1 protein-coding gene is annotated in these 1,751 nt (G+C 57.7%); it reads right to left on the reverse strand.

The genetic code is table 11. From position 1 onward, the window contains the following. Window positions 1–24: 24 nt before the first annotated feature. Window positions 25–1,751: DUF5915 domain-containing protein (locus tag H5U08_RS17760; protein ID WP_297036170.1), on the reverse strand; the 1,727-nt coding region annotated here is incomplete at its 5' end.

Genomic DNA, 1,751 nt, shown 5'->3' on the forward strand with positions numbered 1-1,751 from the left:
GGCTTTGTCTCGTCAGCGAGCCCGCTAACCGGGGCTGCCGGGAGTTGTTGCGGGCACCCTTTTCAGGTAAACCGTGAGCGACGAGTTCCCGAGTTTCATCTCGGTGGAACTTGCATCGGCCAGTGGCGCGAACTCGAACCGAACGGCGAGAGTTTCGCTCATGATCCAATCTTTATGGGCCAGCAGCGCCTGCCGGACCTCCTTGTCGTCTGCCACCACGCCCAGTTCGATCCGGTCAGTAAAGTCGCAGTCCAATTCCTTGCGCTGGTTCTGTACGGCATGAACAAAATCGCGCGCGAGCCCTTCGGCGATGAGCTCCGGCGTCAATTCCGTGGAGATGACCACGACCCCGACCTTCCCCTGGGCGGCCGTCCACCCGGGCTTGGCGTTCAAGCGGATTTGTATGTCGTCTTTATCAAGGACAATTTCCTGGTCGGCCAGAGGCACTTTTACCCTACCCTGTTCTTCGAGTTCCCGTAAGAGGGCACCGCCGTCCGCCCGGCTGAGCCACTCCTTGACCGCGGGAAGCAGTTTCCCCAAACGAGGCCCCAGTCGTTTGAAATCCGGCAGAACGGTGTATGAGACATACTCGTCCGCCCGATCGCGCCATTCCACTTTCTTGACGTTCAGTTCTTCGGCGATCAATTCGCTGTGGGCCTGAAGCCACGCCAACTGATCGCGATCTGCCACAACAATTTCCACTTTGGCGAGAGGCTGGCGCACTTTTAATTTGGCGTTCATGCGGGCAGCGCGGCCCAGGGAGACAATTTCGCGCACGGCCCCCATCAGGCCACACAATTCTTCGTCAACAAGTTCCGGATACTCGCCGGGATAATCACAGAGATGAACGCTTCGACGGACGCGATCACCGAACACAGCCACGGCGAGATTCTGCCACAGTTCCTCCGCCAAAAACGGCACAAAGGGGGCAATCAAACGGACCAGAGTGACCAGGCACTCGTAGAGGGTCCAGTACGCATCGAGTTTGTCCTGATCCTGTTTACCCGACCAGAAGCGTGCCCGACTTCGCCGCACATACCAGTTGGAAAGCGCATCCACAAACTCGGTGATTCGCTGGCAGGCGGCGAAGTTGTCGTATTCATCCATAAACTGACAAACAAGGCGAACGGTGCGATACAACTCACTGAGAACCCAGCGGTCCAGTTCGGCGCGCTCTTTGATCGGCCGGTATCCTTTCCCCTGCGACAGGACTTCATGTTCGAGATTGCGAGCCTCTCCGCGAAGGAGCTCGGCCGGATCCCACCCGTCGATCCGTGCATAAATCACGAAGAAACTATACACATTCCAGAGACGGAGGAGAAATTCCGGGATGCTCTCACGAATGGCCTGCTCGCTGTACCGGATGGAGGTCCATGGCGCCTGATTGGCGAAAAAGTACCAGCGCAGAGCATCCGCGCCGTACCGATCAAAAATCTCCTGCGGCTCTCGATAATTGCGTTTGCTCTTGGACATCTTCTGCCCGTCTTCGCCGAGCATGAGGCCCAGCACGACACAGTGCCGATAGGGATGTGGAAATGCAATGTAGGGCGTTTCCACTTCCAGGAAACGACGGGGCTCATCCGGCGGAGCACCTTCCTCCGGGCTGAAGAGTAAGGTGCTGATCGCCAGCAGGCTATAAAACCAGCCCCGGGTTTGATCGATCGCTTCACTGATAAAATCGGCCGGGAACTGCTCAGCCACCTTCTCGCGTGAGCCCGGCAGGTGTGGATATCCCCATTGGGCAAATGGCA

Origin of the sequence: Thermogutta sp., assembly GCF_014359955.1 — a bacterium.
Classification (GTDB): Bacteria; Planctomycetota; Planctomycetia; order Pirellulales; family Thermoguttaceae; genus Thermogutta.